Here is a 25,552-nt window from a genome sequence, read left to right on the forward strand (position 1 = left end):
TCGGTATGAAAAGCCGTCACCCGTTTGGTTGTGAGATCTTTGGGCTTGTGACGTTCAGCTTCCTCAACGATTCTCAGGGCTGTTTTGCGTTTTTTTCTCCAGTAAATAATGACGAACCCATCTCGTAGCCTTCTACATAATGATTCAACCGCTCGACGACCTCTGCTGCCGCTTCTTGTGACGGCGTGATGATCAATAAAATATCAAACCCTGCAATGGTGCCGACAATTTCTGGCAGCTCCATTTCATCAAGATAATTAGCGATCACATCGGCGCCATTTTCAGCCGTATGAACGACAACTAAAAAGTCAATCTGCGTAATCTTTTTTAGATACTCATACATCGAAAACGCAATTCTGTCTTCTAGATCCTGCTCTTTGGATTCAAAGATTGAATAATACGGTCGCCCATTTTTGGCATACGTTTTAGCGATGTTCATTTCCCGCATGTCTCTAGAAATCGTGGCTTGGGTAGCTGAAACATTTTCTTTTTTTAATAAATTCATCAATTCTTCTTGAGACTCAATCCGATGTAGGACAAAAAGTTTTTTGATAATTGCTTGTCGCTCTTTTTTTTTCATTTACTTGATCCGCTCCTCTCAAGTCGCCTCGCTTACTGAAATAGTTGATCCGTCTCGTTCACTTCTTGAAACGCAGCTTACAAGAACAACATCGAGAAGATTAGAATGGCAAGATTGGAAATTCCGATAACCAGTAACGGTTTGCGCATAAAGCGAGTCCAAGTAGAATAGTTGACCCGAGCCAGCTCCAATCCGCCCATCACGACGCCAGAAGTTGGTGTGATCAAATTCACTAATCCGCAACCAGCAGTAAAGATCATGACCATGACGTTCGGATTGAGTCCGATGCTTTGCGCCAAGGCACCCATGATAGGGATCGATACATATGCCAGTCCTGAAGTCGATGGAATCAAGAACGATAAGAGCAGATACAAAATATAGGCGCCAATTACGAACAGGACAGGTGATAACCCTTCTAAAAGATGGGAAGCCCGATCCAAAATAAACAGATCCAAGTACGTCGTTTGCATAATGTAGGAAGCCCCCCGTGCCACAACGATGATCAAGACAACGGATAAAATGTCTTTGACCCCATCGATAAAGTTGGTCACGATTTCTTTTTCTGAGAATCCTTGAATCAACGCAATGATGATACTGACGTAGAAGAACCACATAGCCAAATCACCAAAATACCATTCACCAAAGCTGTTGCCGGTCAAAAAGGCGGTCCAACCGTCAAACACATGGATATCAAAGTCGCCCCAAGGAATCAAAGAAACCACCATGATCACAAAGGATAAGCCAAAAATCGTCAAAATCAGGCGATGCTTTTGCGTAAACGCCAAGGCTTCGTTCGTGTCTTTGACAAAATGCTCTTCCATTTCTTTTTGCTCTTGCAGCGATAAGATCGTGGAGCCTTTGTCGGCTTTAACTTTTTTGGCATAAGACATCACCACAAAGATACAATACGCGGTCGTGACTAGCCAAAGCAATGCGCCAACTACTAGGATCGTGCCATTATTCGGAGCAATATCGATGCTTCGTAAGGCATCCATTGCCACTCCCGTAGCAAAGGGGTTAACGGTGGAGCCGATCACACCAGCACCCGCCCCCAACATGACGGTTCCTGCTGCGACGATCGTATCAAAGCCCGATGCCACCATTGTGATTGCTAATAAGGAATAGAACGGAATCGTTTCTTCCGCCATTCCATAAGTTGAGCCACCAATTGAAAACAACACCATCAAAATCGGGATCAAAATCAACTCGTTGCCTTTGAGTTTTTTGACCAAATGCTGAATACCAGCTTCTAAAGCGCCTGTTCGTGTGACAATATTCAAAAAGCCACCCAAACAAAGAATAAACACACAGATCTCGATCGCATCACGAAATCCGTTAAAAGGCGCCATAAAGAAATCAGAAAACTTGGCACCGACGACTTGGCTGACCATCTCTTCTTGGCCTGCTGGTAATGAAGGTGCAAAGGGCTGACCGGCTAGTAGCCAAGAAGCGACCGTCAACGCAATAATGATCAGAAATAAGATACTGAAAGATGTCAGCGACTTTTTTTCTTTTTGCTTTTTTTTCATCTTCGTTCCTCCTCTATTGAATCAGTCTTAGGTGCAAATTGCCAACAGCTAGTCTGTCTGTGGTCAATTCGCAACATGGGAAAAATAATCTTTGTCATAAATAATGAGTTCTTTGTAACGATAATAAATCTTTCTTTTATGCACGAGCGCCTTGATGGTTTGACTGACCGTCTCTCGGGTCGTTCCACTGTATTTAGCAATATCATTGATAAAAACTGGAAAAGGAATGCGAATCTGCTCTCCTTGTGACTGTCCGTGCTCGATCATCAAGAGACCGATCGTATTGACGACTCTTGTCTGCGCGCTAGAGGTGACACAGTACTCCACTCGGCGTCTTTGCTTCTCCAACTGCTGGCTCATTTGCTGATTCAGCCACAGCAACTGACTTGTAGATGAAACAACCAGCGGTTCAAACAGCGACATCGCTGCAAACTGCACGACAATGTCTGTTGCAGCGAATGCCGATACATCATAGTTGTCTCTTTCAAACAAGCCAATCAAAGGAAATAACTGATCAGGCCCAACAAAATCTACATAACAATAGGAATCAGTTCCGTCGGTTTTTTCGATCCGTACGAGACCTTCGATCACGTGGAATATCCGATCTCTTACGTCGCCTTCATAAAAAAGCACTTGGCCTTTTTTGTACGTACGGCAGTAAATATGCTCCTTCAATCGCTGTTGATTTTCTTCTTCCAGCCATTGAAAGCTATTCGCTCTTGTTGACGGATCTTTTATTTGGTAGTCGATCATTTCTCTCACTCCAATGTTTTGGACTTGCTTTGCTACTTCGCTTATTTCCAGGTGATCTGTGTACCAGCGTCTTCAATTTCTGCCAGCTTATCTAAGGAAGTAATCACTGCCCGTTTCTCTGTGCCCATTTTGACAAAATTCAAAGCTGCTTGTACTTTCGGTAACATGCTTCCCGGTGAAAAATGCCCTTCATCGACATAGGTTTCCAATTCAGCGGCGGTCACATGATCCAACCACTGCTCATTTTCCTTGCCAAAGTTCAAAGCGATTTTTTCCACGCCCGTCAAAATGATCAGCTGATCCGCATCGACTAAACGAGCCAATTTTTCAGAAGCAAAATCTTTATCGATCACGGCTTCAACCCCCAGCCCATTATCTAACACGGGAATGCCCCCACCGCCTGCGCAAATAACGATCGTGTTTTGTTCAATCAGCGCCTTGATGCTGGCAACTTCTTGAATCGCTTGTGGTGCAGGACTGGCAACGACTTTCCGCCAACCACGACCAGCATCTTCCCGATAGATGGCATCTGTTGCCGCCATGGCTTCTTTGGCAGCTGTTTCCGTTAAGAAAGGACCGATCGGTTTGGTCGGATGGGCAAATGCTGGATCTTGCGCATCGACTGTAATTTCCGTAACCACTGTTACCACCGGCTTAGCCATTTGGGCTTCTTTCAACTGGATTCTCAGCTCATTTTGCAGCCAATAGCCAATACTGCCTTGCGTCATTGCCACGCAAGTATCTAAAGGCATCGCTGGGTTTTTGCTAGAATCACTGGCTTGTTGCTGCAAAACCAAATTTCCCACTTGAGGCCCATTCCCATGGGTAATGATCAAATGAACGTCTTTTTGGATCAGGGGAATTAAATACTCGACGGTCTGTTTAAGCCGTTCTTTTTGCCCTTTGGCACTAGCATCATCTGCTAGGATAGCGTTGCCGCCAAGGGCGACAACGATCGTTGGTTTCTTTTCACTCATCTGCTCACTGCTCCTTCTTACACTCTAGGAATAAAGAGATCGCCTAAGGTTACTGCCATGATTGCTTTGATCGAGTGCATTCGGTTTTCAGCCTCTTCAAATTGACGGCCCCAGTGACTGCGGAAAATGTCGTCTGTGATCTCCATTTCAGAAATGCCGAATTTTTCTTCGATCATTTTTCCATACGTCGTATTCGTATCATGGAACGCTGGCAAGCAGTGAAGCACGATCAAGCCATCGTCTTGTTTTCCAGTCGCCATTACCATTTCGCGGTTGATTTGGTAATCTTTCAACAGCTTCACCCGTTCTTCAAACTGGTCTTCTTCCCCCATTGAAACCCAAACATCGGTATACAGAACATCGGCATCTTTGACGCCTTTTTGAATATCGTCTGTTACCATCAGCTGACTGCCAGATTCTTTGGCAAATTTGTTGGCATAGTCTGTCACTTCTTCAGCTGGGAAAAGTTCTTTTGGTGCACAGATGCGAACATTGACACCTAAAATCGCCCCCGTCACTAACAAACTATTCGCCATATTGTTTCGGCCATCGCCCACATAGACTAACGTAATGTTTTCTAATGTACCGAAGTTTTCTTTGATCGTCATGAAGTCAGCGATCATTTGGGTTGGATGCCATTCATCGGTCAAGCCATTCCAAACAGGAACGCCAGAGAATTTGGCTAAATCTTCAACGACTTGTTGGCTGAACCCGCGGAACTCAATGCCATCAAACATACTGCCTAAAACTCTGGCGGTATCTTCAACGGATTCTTTTTTGCCCAGCTGGATATCATTCGCACCTAAAAATTCTGGATGGGCACCAAGATCGATGGCAGCCGTCGTAAATGCCGCCCGTGTCCGAGTCGACGTTTTTTCAAATAAGAGGGCGATGTTCTTGCCTTCCAAATAGCGATGAGAAATATTTTGCTTTTTCAACTGTTTCAAATAGATGGAAAAATCAATAAGGTATTCTAACTCGGCTTTCGTAAAATCTTTTTCTGCTAAGAAGCTTCTTCCTTTAAATACTTGTTTCATTAGTAATTCCTCCTCTAGATTAAATATCTTCTCTGATAAATGGCATGCTCATGCAGCGAGGGCCGCCACGGCCGCGAACCAATTCACTGCCGGAGATTTTATGCAATTTGATGCCGGCTTCAGTTAATTTTTGATTGGTGATCGTGTTACGGTCATAGACCACGACTTCGCCAGGTGCGATCGTCAAGGTATTGGAACCGTCATTCCATTGTTCCCGAGCTGCAGCGACCAAATCGTTCCCCCCACAGCGAATCAATTCCACTGCATCTAATTCTAAGTAGCGGCACAAAATGTTTTCTAACGTATCTTTTTCTTCTTTGATGGTTACGCCATCCCCGTCACGTGAGATTGAATAAACGGTCAGTTCTCCTTCAATTTCTGGATGGATCGTAAATTTGTCATAATCAACCATTGTAAATACCGTATCTAAATGCATGAATTTGCGTTCTTGACCAATATCAAAAGCTAAGACGTACTCAAAACTTGGTTCATGTTGGAACACATTACGAGCCAACTGTTCAATGGAAGTGGCATCTGTTCGTTGGGAGATCCCGATCGCTAACACTCGTTTTGACAGAACCAATTCATCGCCACCTTCAATTCGTGTTGGCTGATCACGGTCATAAAGCAAGTGCGGTGGCTGTTGTTGGAACATTGGATGATGAGCAAAAATGTATTTGCCATACAACGTTTCACGACGTCTTGTTTCTGAATACATGCGATTCAAGGAAACCCCGTTACCGATCGTCGCAAACGGATCGCGAGTGAAATACAAATTCGGCATTGGATCGATCAAAAACGGATACTGGTCATCCACAGCACCAGCTAGGCTTTGACTATGGGGCAATTTCAATTCATTTTTCGCTAGACCTGCCATCGTTTTATCGATGAATTGACGGTTATCTTCAAAAGATAAGAAATAATCGGTAATTTCAGCAATGATTTCTGGGCTTTGTAACGTTGTTTCTTCTAAATATTCCTTGATAAACTGCTCTTTGATTTCTTGACTAGTTAACACTTCTGCTGCTAAATCTTCTAAATACAACACCTCCACATTATTATTACGCAATACATCGGCAAATTGATCATGTTCAGCCCTTGCTTGTTCCAAAAAGGGAATATCATCAAATAACAAGCGATTTAAATGATCCGGAACGAGGTTTTCTAATTCTCGACCAGGGCGATGGAGCATGACTTGCTTCAAGCGGCCGATTTCTGAAAAAACATGAATAGCATTTGACATTTCTTTACATCCTCCTTTGTTTTGATTACGCCTACATAGTACAAGAATGTATGCGCTTACCAAGCGACGTATTTCGCCTTCATTATGCAAAGAATTTGTCATTATGCAATAAAGAGTGAATATCTTCTTGCGAGCGTTTTTTTACTCGTTGTTATTTTTTTTTATGTAATATTTATTCAGCAATTTTTAAATAAGAATTTGATGAGAATGAAAAAATGATCGATTTTGTTCTTTTCTTTAATTTTGACGTCCCCGACCAATGCAGGAAAAGTTTACGAAAGAAAAGAACTTTTTCAACCAACAGCTTTCCTTTTTGATTAAAAAAATCCGATGGTTGCGACTAAATGTGGCTATGCTATACTTAATAAGATCGTAGGAAAAGAAAGGGGTTTGATAGGAATGACCTATTCAATCAATTGGGATCTAGAAACAATTTTTCCAGGAGGCAGTGATTCTGTTCAATTAAAAGAACGCATGAGCCAGCTGGAAGAAGAAATCAAAACTTACCGTGAAAAAGTTGACGCTTGGGTACCAAACGCTACAGACAATGCGACAAAATTAGAGGAATTAATCGAACTTTCTGGCACAATCAATCAAGGATTTTCACAATGTGGCAGCTTTATCAATGCCTTGCTTTCAGCGAATGTCAACGACAGCAAAGCCAAAATCCTGACTGGCGACCTCTACGCAAAACTGCCAGCACTGCAAGCAGCACAAACCGTTTTCTCGAAAAAATTGACAGAAATTTCTGAGGATGATTGGACTGCGTTACTTACAGCGGAAAACTTAGCACCAATCGCCTTTCGTCTAAGCGAAATTCGTCGCGACGGCAAAGAATTGTTATCTGAAGCAGAAGAAACCATCATCAACACGTTAAATTTAGATGGCTTAAATGCTTGGAGCCAACATTATGATACGATCGTTGCCTCGATCGAAATTCCTTTCCTTCAAGAAGACGGCACGACGATCAACTTGTCCGCTGGTCAAGCCTTCAATAAAATGATGGGTGATCCAGATCCAGAAGTTCGTGCACGTTTATTTGACACTTGGGAAAAGACTTGGGCAGAAAAAGAAGACCTCTTTGCAGATACCTTGAACCATTTAGACGGCTTCCGCCTTTCTACCTTCAAGCTTCACGGGGTCACTGATTACTTGAAAGAACCATTAGAATACAATCGTCTGCAAAAAGCGACATTGGATGCTATGTGGGGCACGATCCAAAAGAACAAACAGCCGATCGTTGATTTCTTGACCCGCAAAGCCCAGCTTTTCGGCAAAGAAAAAATGGAATGGCAAGATCAAGATGCGCCGATCATCCTTGGGGACATGGAAGAAAGAACCTACACCTTTGATGAAGCAGCTGACTTTATTTTGACCAACTTCCGTAAGTTCAGTCCGAAAATGGCTGACTTTGCCCAAGTTGCTTTTGAAAAAAGCTGGATCGAAGCAGAAGATCGTCCTGGCAAACGTCCTGGCGGCTATTGCACCAGCTTGCCAGAAACCAAAGAGTCACGTATTTTCATGACCTACAGCAATTCAGTCAACGAAGTAGCGACGCTTGCCCATGAGTTAGGTCACGCGTTTCACAGCAGCGTTCTTTGGGAGCTACCAGAATTAAACCGCAACTATGCCATGAATGTTGCCGAAACAGCAAGTACCTTTGCTGAATTGATCGTTGCTGATGCAACCCTCAAAGAAGCGACAACGAAGGAAGAAAAAATCAATCTATTGGATGCCAAAATGCAAAATGCGATCGCGATGTTCATGAACATCCACGCACGCTTTATTTTTGAAAACAGCTTCTATCAAGCTCGTCAAAAGGGCTTGGTTTCAGCGGAACAAATTACGGAAATGATGACAGCGGCGCAAAAAGAAAGCTATGCGGATGGGTTAGCGACTTATCACCCGCATTTCTGGGCAGCCAAATTGCACTTCTTTATTGATGATGTGCCATTCTACAACTTCCCTTACACCTTTGGTTACCTCTTTAGCATGGGGATCTACGCGTATGCCAATGAAAAAGGGTCTAGCTTTGAAGAAGAATACATTGCTTTATTGCAAGATACTGCTTCAATGACGACGGAAGAACTGGCGCAAAAGCACCTTGGTGTTGATTTAACAAAACCAGACTTCTGGCAAGCAGGGATCGACATGGTCCTAAAAGATGTTGCCAGCTTTATGGAATTGACTGAAGACTATATCTAAAAGAAAAAACCCTCTTCCAACACGACGTTTGGAAGAGGGTTTTTCTATCAGGCATTCAATAAAGTTAAGCCAATCGTTAAGTAGCCTGCGTACAGACACCAAATCAAATAAGGAATAAACAAGTACATTGCTTTTTTGTCGATGCGAGCAAAGAGGATCATACAAATAATCACTGATAGGACTAACAAGACAATAATGACCGTTCCTGCCCAGTAAGCATTCCAGCCAAAGAAAACGATACTCCACAAGAAGTTTAGTACTTGCTGGATCGCAAAGAAGATATAGGCATTCTTTTTAAGCGCTGGATTGACTTTGGCTACGATCAACAGATACAACGCTGTTCCCATAAAGGCATACAAAATCGTCCAAACGATCCCAATGATCCCACCAGGAGGGGCTAAAAAGGGTTTTTCCATTTGCGCATACGTTCCAGCGATGTCTCCTGCAAACAAACTCGAGATGATTCCTGTTGCTTCGATGCCGATCACACAGACCAGCCAAATCAAAAATTTCATGTTCTCCACTCCTTCTTTTTTTCATGACTCTCTCATTTAATCGTACCATCGAATCGAAAAAAAGCAGAATAGAACGCTTAAAAAAAGAAACGCCCGTGTGGACGTTTCTTTCTTGTTCCTTTCAATTTATGCTGCTTGCTCCCCTTCTTGGGCTTCTTGCTTGACTAGGCCTGCATCATAAGAACGAGCGAATGGGAAGTAGATCAAAAAGGCAACCCCTGCACATAAGAACGCACAAACTGCGGCTTTCCAATCGCCTCCACTTCCAATGAATGCGCCGATGCCGATTGGAGAAGGCCATGGCATTTGGGCGATCATCGGTCGAATGATCTCCAATTCGATCGCAAAATAGGCAATCGATGCGGATGCCATCGGTGCTAAGAAAAAGGGAATCGCTAAGAAAGGATTATAAATCAAAGGAATCCCGAAAATCAACGGCTCGTTAATATTGAATAATGCTGGAATGATCGAAGCTTTTCCTAACACTCTCAATTGTTTTGATTTTGCCAGATAAACCAAGAATAAAGCAAGTCCTAATGTTGCCCCAGAACCGCCAACAGTCACATACGCATTGTTAAACTCGCCTGCTAATGCAAAGTTGGCGCCTTCGGCATTCGCTGTCAAATTTCCTAAGGTGATCGGTGTCAAGACAGAGAAAATGATATTTGCACCATGAATCCCTACTAACCATAATGCACTGACTAAAAAGTAAATCACCATCAACCCTAACCAACTGTTGGTCAAATTGGTAACAAACCCAAAAGGTACCGCAATGATTTGGAAAATATCCGTTCCTGCTGCAACTAATGCGCCATTGATGATAAGGACCGTGAAGGCCACAACAAAAGCGGGAATCAATGCTGTAAAGGCACGGGCAACACCTAATGGGACTTCTTCAGGCATTTTGATGACCCATTTTTTCGTTACACACAAGCGGTACAACTGAACAGCCAACACCGCCATGATAATACCGGTAAATATCCCGGTCGTTCCTAAACGCTCCACCCCGTCGCCACCGATCGCCCAGCCATTGATGATGGCATTTTCTTGATCGGTGATTCGTGACATGCTGCCATCCACGATCATCAATTGTGGGATCGACATGAAAAAGGCAAACATCGATAGTAACGCCCCACTCATAGGGGCAAGATCCAGCTCTTCTTCTTCCGCATAGATCTTGGTGTATTCATAGCCGAGGACGATACAAAAATATAAGGCCAAAAGTCCCATTGTCGTGCTGTTTGCCAGCATATACAAATCACTGACTCTGAAAAAAGTATTATTGAAGAAATCTTCTAAAAAGGTAAAGGTCTGCGGCAGCACATTGATAACTAAAAACATCGAGCCAACGATCGTAAAAGGAATCGAAGCCATCCCAGCAGCCATGATGGCACGTACGATTTTGAACTGTGCCACTTTTCCTAACGGACCCATGACAGCCGTTTCTAAGAGACTGAACAACTTGCTATTTGATTGTTCCATATTGTAACTACTTCCCTTCAATGAGTTTTTTGTATTCTTTGATATATCCGTAATACGTATCTTTTTTGCGGCGGATCTTATTGACACGTTGCAAACATAACGCAGCTAATGTCAATCCCACACCCAGCCAGAGCGCAAGAACCCCTCGATTGATCAGTGTATTATCAAGAAAAGGAAAAACGAATGAAAACAGAGGAGAAAAGAAACAAACGACGTATAAAAGGAGATTCATCGTCAGTTGACAAAGATAAAACAAGCACGTCCATCGTAGGTTTTCTGCTATTTGCTCTGAGTGGTTGCCATAAAGACGCACGTATTCTCCAATTGCCAAAATAGCCAAAACCAACAGCGACAGCGGAAGAATCAAGAGTAGGGCATTGCTGGCAATCGCAGCCAATAACCAATAAAGATTTGCAAAGAAAAACACTGCTAATACATACCTTAGAAATAAAAAGCGATTAAACCGAAAATTTTTTTCTGCCATTTTTTTCTGTTGTTCTTGATTGGTCATTTGTTCCCTTCCTTTCTACCGCTCTCGCTGGTATAACGCCAGCATTTCAATCGCCACTTCTCGTAAAGTCATCGTTGTCATCAAGTGATCTTGTGCATGGACCATGATGATCTCCATGTCGATTTTTTCACCGCTGGCGTATTCTTGTAATAAGCCAGTCTGTGCCTTATGGGCCTCTACTAACGCTTCATTTGCTTGATCCAGTTTTGCTTGTGCTGTATCAAAAGTCCCTTGGCGCATCGCTTGAAAGGCTTCATGAACGATCGTCCGGGCATCCCCGCTGCTAAGAATGATTTGAAAAGCGGTCTCTTGTAATTTTTCTGATTCCATTGTTCTTTCTCCCTTACATGTGCTATATATGTGCTTCTAGGTGATACCCAATAAAACATTTCATAAAATGTTCAAAATCACCACTTGCTATGAGTGCATCTCTAAATGACTCATTTTCAATAATGGGTACTAACAGTTGACTGATTTTATTCAATTCCACTTGCCCCAATCGATCTGGAGAAAGCAAGAAAATCAGCTGGATCTGGTCATGCTCGTCATCCCATTTTATGCCATTTTTCACAATAGCAACGGCGGCATACGCATCATTGGTAATTGGTTCAATGGGGTGTGCCACCGCCAAATGATCAGAAAAAGCGACTGAACTATAGGCTTCCCGCAAAGCAAGCTGCTTACCTAGCGCTTCTTTCACTGAGCGTTTTTCCAAGTCTTCAATTTTTGTCAGCAACTGATCCATAACAGTCGCTTTGTCAGTCTCTTCCTCTATCCGCAGAAAAAGTTCTGAGTGAAAGCTGGTCTCAATCAATTCCCGCTCTTTGTCAGATAAAGATTTCGGCTGTTGTTTCAGTATGCTGCCATACTGTTTTTTGATTTTATATTGCTGCAACTGGCGATTGATTTTTTGGATATCTTTTTTATCTAAAAAGACACTGACGGTGACGATGGGGATATTTAAAACCACATCTGGTACTTTGATGGACGAGATGATCAAATCGATCCCTGCTAGTTTTTGTTCACTGATTTCGTAATAACTGATCATATCTTCAATCACGATTTTTGAACCAAGTTCGTGTTCCAAACGATTTTTTAACATTTGCGAACTACCGATTCCTGTTGCACAGATCACTAAGACCTTGGCTTTTTGTTGATTCGCTAAGCGTTCCATCGCAGCAGTTAAATGGATCGTCAAGTAGGCGAGCTCTCCTTCGGTCACTTTATAGGAGGCAAAGAAGGGAACATCAGAAAAATGCCGAATCGTTAGCTGAAAAAAGTCACTGTAATCTTTTTTGATGGTCTCTAACAAAGGATTTTCCATACTCGTACCGTTATTCAATCGTTGCAATAAGGGGGTGATATGCATCATCAGCCCTTCTATCAACAATGGATCTTCGGCTAAGCAAAAGCCGGTTTCTTGATCGATTTTATGCAAAACAGCTAAGAGCTGCTGTTTGACCTCGTTGTCATCTAAATCGATTTGTTCACGGATAGTTTCGGAAACTAGTTTGTTTTTTAAGTGAATGGCGATATAAAAAGCCTCTTCTGGCGGCAAAGCAATGCCCATCTGTTGGCGGATCTTCTCAACGATCTCTATAGCCGACTGGTATTCTGCTTCTTGTTCCAATTCAGGATCCTGCGGATGCAGCTGGATCTCAAAGCCCGCCTGCAGCCGTTTTATCGCTAAGCCTATATGCAGGACGATCGTATAGATCATAAAATCAGAGAGTTTCAAAAAGTATTTACGACAGGTGTCCAAAACGATGATCACGATTTCCTCGATCGCTATCCCCTCTAATAGATGTTTGTACATTGAGAATGCATACAGATTGTCTTGCAGGCGATTCATGAAAAAGTAATTCATGATGAAATGCCGCAGACTGTTTTCAGATCCTTCAACATAAATGCCTTGACTGGTTCGATGTTTCAACTCGATCGTATAAGGCTTTAATAATTGCTTGATTTCAACGATGTCGTTGGAAATCGTTGAACGAGAAACACATAGATCCGCCGCCAAGTCATCAACAAAAACAGGCTTTTGCCCAAATAACAATTGATTTAACACAAAATATTGGCGGTCATTGGCTTCATTGATCGTCGTAAGGTCGGCAGCTGTTGGTCTGGTGTTGGTTTTCTCTGTATAAAAACGATCAAAGGAACGCTGGTCGGTGATGTTCAGCCGATAGCCCTGCCCTTGCTTGGCACAAATTTGACCAACCTTATGGTTCTTCAGGATAAGGCCCAGACCTTGAACGTACTTACGAGCAGTCCGATCCGAGACCCCCAGTTGCTTTGCGATCTGTTTGCTGCTAGTGTATGTGTTGCGGTTTTGATAGAGCATCTTTAGCATGATGATTTCTTTTTTACTCAACATTATTCATCAACCTTTTTCATCAACCTATTTTCATCTAGCTACTTATTTGAACTGCTTTGAACTGCTATTTGATATTTTGTTCTACTACAGCAGCTAATTTTTCAATGCCCATTGGTATCGGTACATAGGCTTGGGGCGGAATATTTACGATGGGTCGCTGGTACTTGATGGCAGCTTTTTCAAGATTCGCAAAGTACATTTTGGTTTGCGGGCTGACTAAGTATAAGTCGTATTCATCTTTGGCGATCGTGGCTGCTCCTTGAGAGGCAGACGTTGCATCTAGTTCAATTTCTTTTCCTCGCTCTTTAAAATATTCCGTCGTTTTTTTGGCAATGACCGATGAAGACATACCGCCTGCACAGATGATTAATGCTTTTTTCATATAGTTTTCCTCCTTAACGATTACACTCAATTTCACTATCTATGTTCAGTAGCTGCTAAATGTTGGTGTAGAACTGATTTGAATAAAACAGTTGCTAACCTGATTTAGCATGGCAATGGGTTGATAATGCCATCATAATAGATAGCGCTTTCTTTTTGAACACAAGGTGTTTCCTTATCGATGCGGAAACAAACTAGATGCGTCTACTTGATTTTACAAGAATTCCCTTCAAAAAATGATCGAAAAAAAAGCTTTACTTGTCTTTTGTCCAAGTAAAGCTTTTTTAATCATACGCTCTTTGATTGTTCCTCTTCAAACTTCCGGCGTTCATTTTCTACATATTTGTATAGCGCCCCGTAGCGGCTGCGATAGCCTTTTTTCCATGGTTTCTCTTTGCCGCAAAAATGCAGCAGAACGGTATGTTCGATGACCCAATCCAAACTCCATTCCCCTAGGCTAATCGTCTCATACGTACGGTTTTTCCGTACATCATAGTTATAGAGCTGATCAGGAATCGCCAGCACCCGATCGCCATATAACCCATTCAAAATGTCTTGATCTGGCAAAAAGAGGTTCAAATGATTTTTCTCAATGAACGCAGCGATCTCTGTTTCTTTGACCTCTTGCCGCAGCTGTTGCACGTTCATCAGCAAAACGCCTGAATTATAGTAGCCTTCCGACTCATAATTGCGCAACCGGACTTTATTGATGACCGTCGTCACTTCTGTCAGCTTAGAATGGCTGGCGGCGGCATACAGAAAATTCCCTAACGTCAGCTCATACAAGGGGCGCAAATCATTGATGCACAAAATATCCGCATCCAGATACAGGATTTTTTCCACTTGCTGCGGCAAGTAATTTTGTGCCAATAATCGATAGTAGATCGACTCTGGATAGCGGTCACTGACTGGCGCCGTTTTAAAAATCGAGCCAGAACCGATGATGACGGGATGATAGGTCATCGCCAATTTTTGACAAAAGGCCTCCAGCTCTACACCTTGTTTCAATTCTTTTTCTTGTAAGACATAGACATCGAAAGATGCTGCTGTCGTATGACGTTTGATTGAATATAACGTTGTTTTTAATTGTTCGCTGAATCGATCATCAATCGCAAAAAGTAGATTCATGCTCTTGTTCACTCCTCTGTTACTGGTTGCGTGCTCGTTTTTGGAAAAATCGAACGCAGTTGCCCGCATCTTCTGTTCTTCTAGTATACCCGATTTTTGGTCTTTCTTTCAGTGAAACACCCTTGCCAATCGAACCCTTGATTGGCAGACGCCAAAAAAGCTGTTCCATCCATGGGATGAAACAGCAAAGGATCGCTTATAAATGATTGTGTCTTGAAAACAGATCAGCGAATCGTGGCAAAAGCTTTTGACCACAACAACAATTCATCTAGCATATCATTGACACCCGCAGCCATGTGCGCACCGGGTTTGAAGGTACTGAAATTTTCAAAATCAGTAAATAAGTTGAAGGCTGGGTTGGTCCGCACGGTGGCAACTTTTTGTTCAGCTAATACGTTGCGCAATTGTTCAGCGGCCCGAATCCCACCGCCAGAACCGTAGCTGACGATCCCAGCAGCTTTATCAAACCATTCTTCCCGGGCAGAATCTACGGCATTTTTCAAGGAAGCCGCAAAACCGTGGTTGTATTCTTGTACGATGAAGATATAGCCATCTAACTCAGCGATTTTTTTGTTCCACGCCATGTTTGGCTCAGCCGTTCCCATAAACGGTAAATCAAATGCCTTTACATCAACGATCTCAAACTGATGCTCTGACCGTTGAGTAGCAATTTCTTGAATATATGCTCCGACTTGCGGACTTACGCGTCCTTCTCTTGTACTGCCTAAAATAATACCAAATTTCATGATAGGTTCCTCCTAAGATTGTTTTCGTTTGTTTTTTTAACGATTGGCAAATGTGTCTGCCCAGTCCAATAATTCCGTCAACATGTCGTTCATTCCTGCAGTCATATGCTCGCCAGGGGTAAAGGTGGTAAAGTTTTCAAAATCAGTAAATAAGTTGAAGGCAGGATTGGTGCGCACCGTGGCTACTTTTTGTTCCGCCAAAATCAAGCGAACTTGCTCAGCGGCACGAATCCCTCCTGCCGAACCATAGCTGACGATCGCTGCTGCTTTGTTGAACCATTCCTCTCGAGCGCTGTCCAACGCATTTTTCAAGGAAGCTGATATGCCATGATTGTATTCTTGTACGATGAAGAGGTAGCCGTCTAACTCAGCGATTTTTTCGTTCCACGCTTGGTTCACTTCACCTGTACCCATAAATGGCAAGTCATAGTCTTTGATATCAATGATTTCAAACGAGCGGTCGCTATGCGCGCGTGCTGTTTGTAAAACATAATTGGCTACTTGCGGACTCACGCGGCCTTCTCTCGTACTGCCAACGATGATCCCGATTTTTTGCGCTTTTTTCTTTTCAGGGGTGCGATACACCTCTTTAATTACTTCTTTTTCAATTATTTGTTCTTTTTTCCCAAATCCAAAGACCATTCTTTTGTACTCCTTTTGTTGTGGTTTCTTTAACGATGGACTCAGCATACCAAACTTACTTTTAGTAAGTCAATCATTCTGCTTACTTTTTGTTAGAAAAAAATCTCAGCTGCTTCTTATTGACATTCGTTCGGTACCGAACTATAATCAACTCATCGATATCGTTAGGTACCGAACGATGAACCAAAAGGAGTGTACACCATGAGTACAATGACCGACCACTTAATGAAACAGCTTCGTTTTATCAGCGAAGCCAGCAATGCCTTTATGAGTCAAAACAACCAGCGCCTTTCTGGACAGCAACGTGTCCTGGCCGTTTTAAATTTAGAAGACGGCTTGGTGCAAAGTTATCTTGCAGAAGTCTTAGACCTGCGGCCAAGCTCTCTAGCGGAACTATTGAAGAAAATGGAAAATAGTGGCGATATTCAGCGCAAAGAAGATGCTGCTGACAAACGGATCAAACGAATCTACCTGACAGAAACTGGAAGAAAAAAAGCGGAAAAATTACTAGCACAAAAAGAAGCCACCAGCAGTCAGTCGTTTTTTGCTGGGCTCTCAGAGGAGGATCAAACCGAGTTTGCTCGTCTGCTTGAAAACATCGCCGCTGGGTGGGAGACGGACTTCCAACAGCAGGCACAACGCTTTATTGACCCAATGGATCGTTTGCAAGCCATGCAAGAGATTCGGGAAGAAATGATGAAGCAATGGGGCGGAAATTGGCAGGAAATGACGAATGACGAGCGTCGAAAAATGAGGCAACAAATGAAAGATACTTGGCAAGAAATGGGCGTTGACGAGCGGCGCCAAATGAAAAAACAGATCAAGGAAGCCATGCGGCAAATGCCGTTTACTGGACATCGCGGCATGTTTGGCAATCGACCATTTGAGCCGTTTGGGCCGTTTGGGCCGTTTGATAGTAGCGAGGCGAATGATCTACGGTACACATGGGTAAAAGGCAATTTTTTTGATGCCTACGGGTTTGGACAAGGCCGCAAAGCAAGACCGACTTCCACTTCTAAAGACGAAGCAGCCGAAGATGATTGGCAGGATTTCTAATAGCACCCAATTAAAAAGAAAAAGCGGTGAGTAATCTTGCTTGCTGCGGAGGAAAACGAATGGAAACAACGACACCAACAGTGAACAAAAACAAATTTAAAATGAAAGACTTTATCCACCTGATCGTCAGTGTCAATCCTAAGAAAGGCTTGTTTCTTTTAGGGATGCTCTTTAGCCTGATCACAAGTGCCGCCAGTTTGGTCGTGCCGCAGCTGACGAAAACACTGGTCGATGCCAGCGGCACCCCCACGTTCAGCACCTCCATGCTGGTCGTTTTGATTCTAGCCTTTGTGCTGCAATTAGGCGTAGGGACTTTAGGCGGCTTTCTCTTGCGCTATGTGGGAGAAAGTGCAGTGAAAACGTTGCGGGAACGTCTTTGGAAACATCTGCTGCATTTGCCAGTCAGCTATTTTGATGACCACAAGTCGGGGGAAAGCAGTTCGCGACTCGTCAATGATACTTCCGTGATCAAAGAACTAGTCACCTCGCAATTTCCCAGCTTTGTCACTGGCTTGATCCAATTGATCGGTTCGATGATCATCTTGTTTTTGATGGACTGGAAGATGGCTGCGATCATGTTCAGTGCGGTGCCTTTGATCACCTTGATCATGTGGCCAATCGGCAAGATCATGTCGAAACTAGGACGCCAGTTGCAAGCAGCGACCGCCGATTTCAATGCGGATGCCAGCGAAAAACTCTCAGAGATCCGTTTGATCAAAGCCAGCAACGGAGAAGCCAGTGAACAAGAAAACGGTCGGCGCAACATTGGGGCAATTTTTACCCTCGGGGTCAAGGATGCGAAAGTCAGTGCGATTTTGCAGCCAATCATGACGACGGCCATGCTGGGCTTACTCGTAGGAATCCTCGGTTATGGCGCGATCCGTGTGCAAGCCGGCACCTTGACGAGTGGCGCATTGATCGCTTTTCTACTGTATCTCTTTAATATTATTGCGCCTGTGACGACGTTTGCGATGTTCTTTTCGCAAGTCCAAAAAGCGATGGGTGCTACGGAACGGATCCAAGAAATTTTGGATACGCCGCTAGAACCAATTCAAGCAGCACCCAAAGCCGCCATCGATGGAGCAGTCTTACGGGCAGAACAGATCGATTTCAGTTACGATCCCAAACGGCCGATTTTGCAAAACATTTCTTTTGAAGCCAAACCTAACACCGTGATTGCTTTTGCGGGACCAAGCGGCGGCGGAAAATCCACGATTTTTGCTTTACTGGAACGCTTTTATGAACCCACCAGCGGGCGCTTGCTGATTGGAGATCAGCCGATAGCTGATATTGATCTGCAAAACTGGCGGGCACAGATCGGCTATGTTTCCCAAGACAGTGCGGTCTTTGCTGGTACGATTCGGGAAAACTTGCAATACGGATTGGGCCGAACACTGTCAGAGGAGGAATTGTGGCAAGGACTGGCATTGGCTTATGCCGATCAGTTCGTCCAAGAGTTCCCCGAAAAACTAGAAACACAAATCGGCGAACGCGGCGTCAAACTATCTGGCGGGCAAAAACAACGGATCGCCATCGCTCGAGCATTCTTGCGAGACCCCAAGCTGCTGATGCTAGATGAAGCGACCGCCAGCCTAGATTCTCAGTCAGAAGAAAAAGTCCAGCGGGCGTTGGATCATTTAATGGAAGGGCGCACGACATTAGTGATCGCTCATCGCTTATCGACCATCGTGGATGCTGACCAAATCTACTTTATAGAAAAAGGCACCATTACTGGTCAAGGTACCCATGCACAATTAATCAACAACCACCCGCTTTATGCCGCCTATGTCAATGAACAAATGATCAATTAAAGAATAAAAACTGCTTATTGACGGATAAGCAGTTTTTTTCTATTAGCCAACGGCTGAATGTTGCTTTTCTTCACGCGTTACAGGCACTTGATTTACTCGCTGTAATTCTTTCAGCACCTGATTTTCTGCCCGCAAAAAATCCCGCTCGCTTTGGGCAGTAGCAAGCTTTCCTTGATAGACTAAGACTTCTTCTTGGTAGGTTTTGGCGGTCTTTTGGACTTCTTCTTCTAACTGGTCGATTTTATGGGTCAATTCTTGATTGATCTGTTCATATTTTAGGTAAAGCTTTTGGGCATTTTCGATATTCGTTTGTTCCAAATTCGCTTTGCTGGATACTCGGGTAGCCAAATAAGTAAGTACACCAGTAATGAGTGACGGCAAGACAACTGTTACGATCGATGTATCCATGATCCTCCCCCATTCTTTTTGATACGATTCATATCATCTGTTTCCAGTATAAAAGATACGATTCGTATCGTCAACTGATGTGATATTTTTTATATCAAATAATACAAAAATAGATACAAATTATATCTAACGTGCTATACTACAAAAAAGGAGGCGATCACTCATGCTTGGCGAACGGCTAAGAACACTCAGACTACGAACCAACCAAACACAACAGCAGATCGCAGATCAGCTAGGGATCACCCGCGCAGCGTATTCGCATTTCGAAAATGATCGTAACGAACCCGATGGCGAGACCATCGTCAAACTCGCGGAGATTTTTCAAGTATCCACCGATTTTTTATTAGGCAGACAAGTCCCGGCAGGCTTCACGCCGCCCTCTGCAAAAGTTCAAACCGTTGCGGCCCATATTGATGATGACGTCACCGATGAGCAGATGGAAGACATCCTCAGCTATATTGAATTTATAAAACAGCGGCACGCCCAAAAGGAATGATGGAAATGGATAAAGTAGAAGAACTGATGGCCGCCTACCCAGACTTGCACTTTATTTTCGATAAAAATATGCCTGATGGTCAGCAAGGATTGTACATCGATCACCATATTTACTTGAACCCTGACCAATCACAAGAAGACCTCTTGAGCACCATCGGTGAAGAAATCGGTCATTATCTGACCAGTGCTGGCGACATTACCGCCCAAGACACCAACGAAAAACGCAAACAAGAACGCAAAGCCCGCGACATTGGTTCTGCGATCGTGGTCACGCCCTATGATATCATCGCTTGTTTTGAAGAAGGCTGCAAAACATTGGCGGCATGCGCTGATTATTTAGGGGTTCCCCCACAAACCTTCAAAGACGCGGTCACGTATTATGCTCGCCGCTTTGACGGTATCAAAACCGAAGAGAACTATACCTTGTTTTTCCATATCGACGGCACGATTGAAGTTGTCAAAACCTTTGGCAATCAAAGTTAAGCCTTTTTCACACAAAAACAGACGTTCCTTTCCTGCTGCTAAGTGCAGCGTTGACGGAACGTCTGTTTTTTATCCTTGCATGTTGACCCGCATCAATACACGGTTCGGTCGATAGTTTTCTGAGGATTGATGAACCAGCGCACCTTCCTCGAAACGATACAAATTGTATCCATAGCGTTCTTCAAAACGGACCATTCCATCACCTTCATCTTCCCCGACAAACGACATACTTGCCACAGTATAGTAAGGAATCCCTGCGATCGTTCCCGTAAACGCATGATGGGTATGTCCACTGAGAATACAAGAGATTTGATACTGCTGCAATAATGCCACCAAACGATTGGCACCGGCCCATGCCGGCGTGCTTGCTTGGTCGGGCAACAAATGATGGTGCGTCACAAAAACGATCTTTTTCTCTTTGAGCTGCGCCAGCGTGGCTTGCAGCCATTCAAACTGTCGCTCATCTACGATACCGTCGGCATAGCCATAGCAGGAATTATCGAAAGTCACGATCGCCAATGTCTCCGTTTCATAGACTTGATTAAAAGGCGTATCACTGGCGGTTTCTACTGACTTGCCTTGCCAGCCTTGGCGAAAATGCCGTTTGATATCATGATTACCTAGCGTTACTACGATGGGCACTGAGCCAAAGGCTTTTTCTAAATATTGCTTCAAAGAGGCATAATCGGCAGGCGCGCCATCTTCGGTCAAATCGCCGCTGATCACCACCAAATCGATCGCTGCTCGCGCCTTGGCATCTTGGATACACTCTTCAAGAGGAATCAAGGGATTTTGCATGGCTGCCAGCATTCCTTGATACCCTTCTTCACAAGGCAGGTAACTTTCTCGAAAATGGATATCTGATATATGCAATACATTCATAGGTTTATCTCAATTTCTTTCTGATGATTCCAGTCAACTGGTCTAATAAGAAGACGGTCACAACGACGCCCAACAAAATAATACTTACCTTGCTCCAGGTTCTGGTTTGAATAGCAAAAATCAATGGTGCACCGATCCCACCAGCACCGACTAACCCTAACGTTGCCGCACTGCGGACCGCAATTTCAAAATGATTCAATGCAAAAGAACTATAGATGGGTGCTAAGTAAGGGACTCGCACGAAAAACATCGTCTGCCAAAAGTTGGCACCGACTGCTTGCATCTCTTCCGTCAAGCGCTCATCCATGGCTTCCATTTCTTCGGTAAACAACTTGCCCAGCATACCGATCTGGTGGACACCGATCGCCATAACTCCAGCAAAAGGTCCTGGACCTACCACACGGACAAAAATAATCGCATAAACCAGCTCGGGAAATGCCCGCAAGATATTGCAGATCATTTTGCCGATTTTTGCGACCCAGGGTGTCGAGGTCCATAGGTTGGCGGCACTCAGCAAGGTCACTGGAATCGCGCAGACTGTTGCGATCATCGTTCCTAGACAAGCGATCCCGATCGTCAGTAACAACAAGCTCCACAGATCTTCCCCACTGCCGTCATAAAAGAAGGACCAGTCTGGCTGACTCAGCCCTTGCAAGACATCTCTTCCCATTGCTAAGGAAAAAGTACTCAATCCGGAATAATCCAGCGTCGCAGCGGATAAAACTAGTAAAACAGCAAAGAGTCCCCATAACAGCCAAGTCGTTTTCTTCACTTCTCTGATCATCATAGGAAAGACCTCCTTACCCGCTCACTGAGAAAATCAACGATCGCTACCGTCAGCAAAATCGTCAAGATAATGATCGAGACCCGCTCATAATTCAACAATGCCAATGAGGCGTTCAAGATGACCCCGATCCCGCCGGCACCCACATACCCTAACACCGTCGAAGCTCGAACATTGACTTCAAAGGCATAAAAAGTATAGCTGGCAAACTGGCTGATGACTTGGGGAATGATCGCCCAAACGGTCACTTGAAATTTATTCGCTCCTACCGCTGCTGCTGCTTCGATCGGCGCAAAATCAATGGTTTCGATCGCTTGGAACATCAACTGTGAAACCATACCAAAGGTAAAGACCGCAATGGTCAAAACACCAGTGGCTTCACCGATCCCAAAAATCGCTACGAACAATGCCGCCAACAATAGATTGGGGATCGTCCGCACCAGCCCTAAGAGAAAACGCATCGGCACCGAGACCCAACGGCTTTCTGTCACGACTGTTGTCGCCAACAGACTCACCGGTATCGCTGCGACTACTCCTAAAACGGTGCCTAAAAAGGACATCTGCAATGTCTTGATCAAGGGCATCATCAGTTGCGGTAGATAACTAAAGTCTGGGTGCAAAAAGCGAGCCATGAAAGCCGTCATCTGGCTGCGATTCGACCACACTTGTGCAAAATCAGCCCCTGTGATCCAGGCACTACTTTGAAAAAAGAGCAGCAATAAAAGAACCAGCAGCAGGTGTTTGTACCAATTAAAATGAACTGTTTCTTTCAGTTTCATCGATTTCTCCTGCCTTTTCTTCAAAAATTGCTTTGCCATAGATTTGTTCTAAACGCTGATCTGTCAAAGCGGCTGCGTTGCCGTCAAAAACGATCGCACCTGCTTTTAAGGCAATGATCCTTGTCGCATACTGACGAGCCAAGGGAATCGAATGCAGATTGATGACAATCGTTTTGCCCATTTCTTGATTGATCTTCTTCAGATCCTCCATCACTTTCTCTGTCGTGATGGGATCTAGTGATGCCACAGGTTCATCTGCTAAAATCACCGGCGCTTGTTGGACCAAGGCACGGGCGATGGATACCCGCTGCTGTTGCCCCCCACTCAACTGGTCACTTCTCGTTTGCAGTTTGTCTGACAAGCCGACAGTCGCTAGCGCTTCTTTCGTTCTTTCGTAGTCTTCTTTCGTAAACAACCCTAAAATACTTTTCCAGGTCCCGTAATACCCCAAGCGCCCAGACAAAACATTTTTTTGAACGGTACTGCGTTTGACCAAATTGAAGCTTTGCGAGATCAATCCGATTTGTCGACGAATCAAGCGCAATTCTTTTTTATTGGCTTTCGTGACTGATTTGCCGTCTATCCGGATATCTCCTTCAGTGATTGGCACTAAGCGATTGATCGAGCGCAAAAAGGTACTCTTACCAGCACCGCTCAAGCCAATGATGGCCACAAATTCACCTTGCTCAATCGTTACATCTATGTTCTGTAATCCTTTGACCCCATTTGGGTAGACTTTGGATACATTCTCAAAAGTTATCATCTGTTTTCTCCATTATGTAGGGACCGCGGCAAAGTTTCCCCAATCGGTCACGGTCTATTTCACTAAAAAATGCACTGGTACTGCGTATTCCACCTATTCCCCTAGTAAATCGCTGCACATCTCCGTGTCCTGTTATCCTTCTACCGCAATCCCTGATTTTTTACTCTGCTGCTCGTTGTGTATAATCGCGAATGGTATCGTAAGCAGAATCAGCTGCTTCTTCATACCCTTGGTGTCCCCACAAGCTCATTGCTTCGGCGCCTTCTTCATCATCTGCCATGTTCAAGAACACTTCTTTGATCTGCTCTTTTAGTTCAGCATCCATTGATGGTTGAACGGCAATGGCGTCATTTGGAATATCCCCTTCAGTCAAGTAAAGGACTTTTAGGTCTTTGAATAAGTCGTTGTCTGGAAAGCTTGACGCAAAGACATTTCGTGCCCCTTGGAACACAAAGGCGGCGTCCATCTGACCATTCAAGACTGCAGTGATCTCACTTGGAATATCATTCACCGTCGTTAATGTAGCATCCGTCGTTGGATCAACTCCTGCATCTTTCAACTCGGCAACTGGATAAATATAGCCGCTGGCAGAGTTTGGACTCAATGTGGCGATTTTTTTCCCTTTTAAGTCCGTCAATTCTGTCATGTCGCTATCCGCACGGACCAAGATTTCCCCTTTGAAGGTATTGGTTTTTTCCCCTTCTAATGGCAAACCCGTCTCTGGATCATAAGCACCTAATTGAGAAGTCAAAATCGCTTCAGCTGCATCCATGTCTTTGGCTTGAACATAAGCGGCTGGCGGCATGATCCCTAAATCAACTTGTCCAGAAGCCATCGCTTCTACGATCGTCGAATAATCCGTTGCTAACGTTACTTCTACTTCACGGTCTAATTTTTTTGATAAATACTCAGCAAACGGTTTTGCTTTGGCTTGCATCGAGCCGTCATTATTGGTCGGTACGAATTGTACCACCAGCTTTTCTTTTTCGGCTGCGGCACTGCTGTCGCTGCTGCTGCTCCCATTCCCACAGCCGGTCAATGCGGCAACTAACGCAATTCCTAACATTCCTTTAACAATTCGTTTCAATGGCATTTTTTCTCCTCCTAATGGTTTGAAGCTTTCTTACATTCAAATCATACCAAGTATCCCGTCAAAATGAAGTGACACATGTCCTATTTTACCTTATTTTTACATACAATTTACATTAGATTTTATTTATCGTTCGTGTTGAGTCAAAAGGGGAACTAAGCTATACTTAAAGAAAACCATTCAGGAGTGGCTGATTTCCATGAAAAAAATCGATGATACCGCACGCCTCAGTAATTACATTGACACATACGATCTGCAATCTTATATGGACAATGATTTGTTAGCGATGGCCACTTTGCATTCCTTTGAAAAAGAAGAGCACCTGATTCGAACAGGCACGCCTTCTGAATACTTGTATTTTCTCGTAGAAGGAACGGTGATGGTCTATTCCTTCTCTTCGGATACCCAAACGATTTGTATTGATTACGCCAAGCCAGCTGCACCATTAGGAGAAGCTTCCTCTTTATGGGAACTCTTGCCGAAAAGCAGTGTCAAAGCCGCTTCTGCTTGCGTCTGTGTCTGCATCCCTTTGAATCGCTACCGCAACACCTTGCAACAAGACGTCCGCTTTTTGCAAACCATCTGTCAGTTGCTCAGTTCCCGCTTGAATTCGGGGATCAACTTAGCGAATTCATTGACGGAACCTGTAGAGACACGGTTGGCCAAATTCATTCTTGCGCATCAAGAAAATCAACACTTCTCCTTTCAGTTGACCACCTGTGCGGCGATCTTGAATGTCAGCTATCGCCACCTGCTGCGAACCTTTACCAGCTTTCGGGAAGACAAGCTGATTGAAAAACAAAAACAGGGCTATGCGATTCTCGATTTCCCCGCTTTAGAGTCGCTTGCCGAAAATTTAAGCCATGTGTAAGGAGCAGTCCCCAAGAATGTTCGG

The 25,552-nt window shown here is 44.0% G+C and carries 27 protein-coding genes; 6 read left to right on the forward strand and 21 right to left on the reverse strand.

Annotated features, from left to right (window positions below; all coding sequences use genetic code 11):
- Positions 1-73: 73 nt before the first annotated feature.
- The 6 genes from IGJ44_RS15745 to arcA all read right to left on the reverse strand — a co-directional run bounded on the left by IGJ44_RS15745 (position 74) and on the right by arcA (position 6,119).
- Positions 74-580, reverse strand: a complete 507-nt coding sequence (locus IGJ44_RS15745; RefSeq protein WP_005230706.1) for an arginine repressor — start codon at positions 578-580, stop codon at positions 74-76.
- A 77-nt stretch (positions 581-657) separates the two neighbouring features.
- On the reverse strand, positions 658-2,109 hold the full coding sequence (locus tag IGJ44_RS15750; protein WP_010748979.1) for a YfcC family protein: 1,452 nt from the start codon (positions 2,107-2,109) through the stop codon (positions 658-660).
- 63 nt (positions 2,110-2,172) lie between these two features.
- A complete protein-coding gene (locus tag IGJ44_RS15755; protein ID WP_005230704.1) occupies positions 2,173-2,862 on the reverse strand; it encodes a Crp/Fnr family transcriptional regulator in 690 nt (229 codons plus the stop codon).
- A 41-nt stretch (positions 2,863-2,903) separates the two neighbouring features.
- Positions 2,904-3,839, reverse strand: a complete 936-nt coding sequence (arcC, locus tag IGJ44_RS15760; protein ID WP_005230702.1) for a carbamate kinase — start codon at positions 3,837-3,839, stop codon at positions 2,904-2,906.
- Positions 3,840-3,856: 17 nt separating this feature from the next.
- A complete protein-coding gene (gene argF, locus IGJ44_RS15765; RefSeq protein ID WP_005230693.1) occupies positions 3,857-4,876 on the reverse strand; it encodes an ornithine carbamoyltransferase in 1,020 nt (339 codons plus the stop codon).
- A 19-nt stretch (positions 4,877-4,895) separates the two neighbouring features.
- On the reverse strand, positions 4,896-6,119 hold the full coding sequence (gene arcA / locus IGJ44_RS15770) for an arginine deiminase (protein WP_430605939.1): 1,224 nt from the start codon (positions 6,117-6,119) through the stop codon (positions 4,896-4,898).
- Between the two features lie 399 nt (positions 6,120-6,518).
- Here arcA and IGJ44_RS15775 point away from each other — a divergent pair, with 399 nt between their 5' ends.
- On the forward strand, positions 6,519-8,324 hold the full coding sequence (locus tag IGJ44_RS15775; protein ID WP_074536486.1) for a M3 family oligoendopeptidase: 1,806 nt from the start codon (positions 6,519-6,521) through the stop codon (positions 8,322-8,324).
- Between the two features lie 47 nt (positions 8,325-8,371).
- Here the strand turns inward: IGJ44_RS15775 and IGJ44_RS15780 are convergent, their stop codons facing one another.
- The 9 genes from IGJ44_RS15780 to IGJ44_RS15820 form a co-directional block, all read right to left on the reverse strand.
- A complete protein-coding gene (locus tag IGJ44_RS15780; protein WP_010748985.1) occupies positions 8,372-8,839 on the reverse strand; it encodes a TspO/MBR family protein in 468 nt (155 codons plus the stop codon).
- A 126-nt stretch (positions 8,840-8,965) separates the two neighbouring features.
- Entirely contained in the window at positions 8,966-10,321 is a 1,356-nt protein-coding gene (celB, locus tag IGJ44_RS15785) for a PTS cellobiose transporter subunit IIC (protein WP_015510511.1), read from the reverse strand.
- A 7-nt stretch (positions 10,322-10,328) separates the two neighbouring features.
- Positions 10,329-10,832, reverse strand: coding sequence for a hypothetical protein (locus IGJ44_RS15790; protein WP_074536485.1), 504 nt, complete (start codon positions 10,830-10,832; stop codon positions 10,329-10,331).
- 15 nt (positions 10,833-10,847) lie between these two features.
- Positions 10,848-11,162, reverse strand: coding sequence for a PTS cellobiose transporter subunit IIA (locus IGJ44_RS15795; RefSeq protein WP_074536484.1), 315 nt, complete (start codon positions 11,160-11,162; stop codon positions 10,848-10,850).
- A 22-nt stretch (positions 11,163-11,184) separates the two neighbouring features.
- A complete protein-coding gene (locus tag IGJ44_RS15800; protein ID WP_074536483.1) occupies positions 11,185-13,209 on the reverse strand; it encodes a BglG family transcription antiterminator in 2,025 nt (674 codons plus the stop codon).
- A 64-nt stretch (positions 13,210-13,273) separates the two neighbouring features.
- The gene (locus IGJ44_RS15805; RefSeq protein ID WP_008380187.1) at positions 13,274-13,591 is read right to left on the reverse strand and encodes a PTS cellobiose transporter subunit IIB; all 318 of its coding nucleotides are present in this window, start codon (positions 13,589-13,591) and stop codon (positions 13,274-13,276) included.
- A 287-nt stretch (positions 13,592-13,878) separates the two neighbouring features.
- Entirely contained in the window at positions 13,879-14,718 is an 840-nt protein-coding gene (locus tag IGJ44_RS15810; RefSeq protein WP_074536482.1) for a glycosyltransferase family 8 protein, read from the reverse strand.
- Positions 14,719-14,942: 224 nt separating this feature from the next.
- Positions 14,943-15,464: an NADPH-dependent FMN reductase gene (locus tag IGJ44_RS15815; protein WP_005233313.1), complete on the reverse strand. Its 522-nt coding sequence runs from the start codon at positions 15,462-15,464 to the stop codon at positions 14,943-14,945.
- A gap of 36 nt (positions 15,465-15,500) precedes the next feature.
- On the reverse strand, positions 15,501-16,106 hold the full coding sequence (locus tag IGJ44_RS15820; RefSeq protein WP_074536481.1) for an NADPH-dependent FMN reductase: 606 nt from the start codon (positions 16,104-16,106) through the stop codon (positions 15,501-15,503).
- Between the two features lie 201 nt (positions 16,107-16,307).
- Here IGJ44_RS15820 and IGJ44_RS15825 point away from each other — a divergent pair, with 201 nt between their 5' ends.
- Both IGJ44_RS15825 and IGJ44_RS15830 read left to right on the forward strand, forming a co-directional pair.
- Positions 16,308-17,162 carry a MarR family transcriptional regulator gene (locus IGJ44_RS15825; protein ID WP_430605943.1) on the forward strand — a complete coding sequence of 285 codons (855 nt, stop codon included), beginning with the start codon at positions 16,308-16,310 and terminating at the stop codon, positions 17,160-17,162.
- Between the two features lie 59 nt (positions 17,163-17,221).
- Positions 17,222-18,973: an ABC transporter ATP-binding protein gene (locus tag IGJ44_RS15830; protein ID WP_016608470.1), complete on the forward strand. Its 1,752-nt coding sequence runs from the start codon at positions 17,222-17,224 to the stop codon at positions 18,971-18,973.
- A 42-nt stretch (positions 18,974-19,015) separates the two neighbouring features.
- Here IGJ44_RS15830 and IGJ44_RS15835 read toward each other — a convergent pair whose 3' ends face one another.
- Positions 19,016-19,381 (reverse strand): hypothetical protein, encoded by a 366-nt coding sequence (locus IGJ44_RS15835; protein WP_074536479.1) that lies wholly within the window; start codon positions 19,379-19,381, stop codon positions 19,016-19,018.
- A gap of 163 nt (positions 19,382-19,544) precedes the next feature.
- Between IGJ44_RS15835 and IGJ44_RS15840 the strand changes: the two genes are divergently transcribed.
- Both IGJ44_RS15840 and IGJ44_RS15845 read left to right on the forward strand, forming a co-directional pair.
- Complete coding sequence (locus IGJ44_RS15840; protein WP_005230670.1) at positions 19,545-19,877, forward strand: helix-turn-helix domain-containing protein; 333 nt, start codon at positions 19,545-19,547, stop codon at positions 19,875-19,877.
- 5 nt (positions 19,878-19,882) lie between these two features.
- Positions 19,883-20,359: an ImmA/IrrE family metallo-endopeptidase gene (locus IGJ44_RS15845; protein WP_074536478.1), complete on the forward strand. Its 477-nt coding sequence runs from the start codon at positions 19,883-19,885 to the stop codon at positions 20,357-20,359.
- A gap of 69 nt (positions 20,360-20,428) precedes the next feature.
- Here the strand turns inward: IGJ44_RS15845 and IGJ44_RS15850 are convergent, their stop codons facing one another.
- The 5 genes from IGJ44_RS15850 to IGJ44_RS15870 form a co-directional block, all read right to left on the reverse strand.
- Entirely contained in the window at positions 20,429-21,241 is an 813-nt protein-coding gene (locus IGJ44_RS15850; protein WP_010748973.1) for a metallophosphoesterase family protein, read from the reverse strand.
- A gap of 4 nt (positions 21,242-21,245) precedes the next feature.
- Positions 21,246-22,028 carry a phosphonate ABC transporter, permease protein PhnE gene (gene phnE, locus IGJ44_RS15855; protein WP_010748972.1) on the reverse strand — a complete coding sequence of 261 codons (783 nt, stop codon included), beginning with the start codon at positions 22,026-22,028 and terminating at the stop codon, positions 21,246-21,248.
- Entirely contained in the window at positions 22,025-22,804 is a 780-nt protein-coding gene (gene phnE, locus IGJ44_RS15860) for a phosphonate ABC transporter, permease protein PhnE (protein ID WP_010748971.1), read from the reverse strand. The genes phnE (IGJ44_RS15855) and phnE (IGJ44_RS15860) overlap by 4 nt, the downstream gene beginning before the upstream one ends.
- Positions 22,776-23,567, reverse strand: coding sequence for a phosphonate ABC transporter ATP-binding protein (gene phnC / locus IGJ44_RS15865; RefSeq protein WP_010748970.1), 792 nt, complete (start codon positions 23,565-23,567; stop codon positions 22,776-22,778). Before phnC ends, phnE (IGJ44_RS15860) begins: the two co-directional genes overlap by 29 nt.
- Positions 23,568-23,727: 160 nt before the next feature.
- Positions 23,728-24,660 (reverse strand): phosphate/phosphite/phosphonate ABC transporter substrate-binding protein, encoded by a 933-nt coding sequence (locus IGJ44_RS15870; protein WP_005230658.1) that lies wholly within the window; start codon positions 24,658-24,660, stop codon positions 23,728-23,730.
- A gap of 196 nt (positions 24,661-24,856) precedes the next feature.
- On the opposite strand from IGJ44_RS15870, the gene IGJ44_RS15875 reads away from it, so the two are divergent.
- On the forward strand, positions 24,857-25,528 hold the full coding sequence (locus IGJ44_RS15875; protein ID WP_005230657.1) for a cyclic nucleotide-binding domain-containing protein: 672 nt from the start codon (positions 24,857-24,859) through the stop codon (positions 25,526-25,528).
- Positions 25,529-25,552 lie beyond the last annotated feature (24 nt).

Origin of the sequence: Enterococcus sp. DIV1368d (assembly GCF_050542975.1) — a bacterium.
Taxonomy (GTDB): Bacteria; Bacillota; Bacilli; order Lactobacillales; family Enterococcaceae; genus Enterococcus_D; species Enterococcus_D casseliflavus.